A 2,300-nucleotide genomic window follows, 5' to 3' on the forward strand; every position below is an offset into this window, starting at 1 on the left:
CCGATGGATTCTTTATCGGCGTATGAATAGGTGCGGGGTGGGGCCAAATCTCCTACCGTCTGTACCCTTGGGTCAGATGCTCCTTTGGTCCCTCCACCCCGGCAAGTCCTGCATGGTTGCAGGAAGAGCATTCAAACATACAAGCACCTCTCGAGGTGCGAACCGAGCGAAGCGAGACGACAACGCTTACGTTGCTCGCCTATCTTTTCTGAAACCTGTCGAGTGTTGATATTCCTGATCGTCATGCGGACGATTTCCGCGCTGGCGCGCGGTTCGCACCTCGAGAGGTGCTCCTACCGGGGGCTATAGCCAGACGGCGTTCCAGTACGGGTAATCTTTTAGCGAACGCACAAGGCCAGCCCGCAAAGGATTTGCGACGATATACCGCGCAATCTCCCGAATATTTTCTTCTTTGCGAACCGCATGATCATGGTAACCCCGCTGCCAGAGAGTCGCGCCGCAAAGCCGTCCACTGCGGCCTTTCACCCGTAACATCACCCCGGGTAGCGCTTGGCCTTCCCCAAGCTGGAACAACCAATGCAAATGGTCCGGCATCAGCGCATAACAAAGCGTTGTTGTCGCGCCAGACAGGTCGCTCCAGAGCAGCGTGCGGCATACCAGACTGGCCAGCTGACTGTCGGAAAAATAGGGGTAACGACCCTTGGTCACCGTGGTGACATGGTAAATCCGGCCCTGCTCTGAAAATCGCCCCTGACGCAGACGCGATCCGTGATAGATAGCTGTCATGACAAGCATGCTTACCTGCCCCATCACAACACAATATAAGCAATGTCTGATTTTCCTGTAGGAGCACCTCTCGAGGTGCGAACCCCGGCATATAAATTATGCCCAAACCTGTGGGTGTTGCGGAAAGGCTTCTGTTCGCACCTCGAGAGGTGCTCCTACAAAAAACGACAGGGAATCCTGCTCCCATCAACAAAAACCCCCGCGTTGCGGGGGTTGGGGGTTTACCACTTGAGGGGGGCTTCCGAGGAGCCCGGGGTGGCGGCCTGGCCAGCGGGTTGCTCCGACGCGTTTTGGGCCTGCTTGTCCGGGCGGACGCGGTCACCCACCTGCAGAGCACCGGCTTCGCCTTCCACACGGGCAATGCCATAGTCGGGGCGTACGTCGCTGATCTTGAGGGTGGCCAGCGCTTCGCCTTCCAGCTTGATGGTCATGCCGGTATCCGGGTCTTTCATTTCCCCGGCAGGGCGATACACCTTCATGATGCCGTCTTTTTCCAGACGACCCTGGCCCTGGCTAAGGAACACGGTCTCGCCGTCGACCTTGATCACTTGCACCGGGTAGAGCACGTCGGTGGCATCGCCGGCGATGGCGCGGGCAATCTCGGGATAGAGAATGTCAGCCAGACGTTCCGGATGGTTGCGGTCATCAATTTTCTGCTCGCGGGCCATGGCACGGATTGTGGCTTCCGGCTTGTCCCACTCGTAGAGATCGCTCCACAGGATTTCCGTGGTGGTGGTGTCGATCAGGCGATAACGCACGCGGACGTAGGGGTCGTAGCCGCCCATCTTGGCGCCGTAGAACTCGCGATCACTGTCACCAATCTGGAAGTCTTCAATGGTCCCCACCAGCAATAGATCAGCGCCTTTACGCTGACCGAGACGGGCCATTTCTTCCGGCGCGATACTGCCCTGGGAAACGGTCTGCAGCTCTTTTTCAATGTCGGCCAGATACGAACGATCCAGCACCCGGAAACGCCCGGACTGGGTGAAGGCCATGGACAGGTTTTCGCTCAGATCACGCTGCACTTGCGAAGCCGGCACCTTGATGTCTCCAAGATCGTAGCTTGCGGCGCGGGTATCGAAGGTAGCGATGGCAATACCGGGAAGATGGGAACGGTCCGGCCCGATGGACTTGGGACGCAGGATTTCCGCCTGCACATCCGCCTGCCACATGCCGTCATCCACCTGCTTCACCGACTGGACTTCATAGGTCTTGATGTTACCCAGCGTCGGCAGCTGCGGCTCCGGCACCGAGGTCTGCATGCCCATCCAGGTGGACACATCACCCTGCTGGTTGATCACCCACTCATACACATTGGTGCGGAAGTTGGGGTCCACCGCCAGGGTGACACCGCCACCCTGGCGCACGGCGGCGACCAGGGCATTGGTCATGGCCTGCTCCGGGTTATCGCCATAACCCCGTGCGGACACGGAAACGGTTTCCGTCATCGCATGGCTGAAGGACGAGCACAGTAGCAGGACAAGAAAAAAGGGAGAGAAAAGATGTTTGATCATGATGACCTCCTTGCCAGTAGCGACAATCGTGCCACCACT

2 protein-coding genes are annotated in these 2,300 nt (G+C 58.3%); both read right to left on the reverse strand.

Annotated elements, in window-relative coordinates:
• Positions 1-303: 303 nt before the first annotated feature.
• Entirely contained in the window at positions 304-747 is a 444-nt protein-coding gene (locus A3754_RS21920; RefSeq protein WP_063521332.1) for a transposase, read from the reverse strand.
• 221 nt (positions 748-968) lie between these two features.
• The coding region (locus A3754_RS21925; protein ID WP_231880737.1) for a CsgG/HfaB family protein at positions 969-2,300 on the reverse strand (1,332 nt) is incomplete at its 5' end.

The sequence above is a fragment of the Alcanivorax sp. HI0083 genome, from assembly GCF_001635175.1.

Coding starts and splice junctions, on each gene's coding strand:
- A3754_RS21920 (WP_063521332.1), bottom strand. CDS start 747: ATGACAGCTATCTATCACGGATCGCGTCTGCGTCAGGGGCGATTTTCA.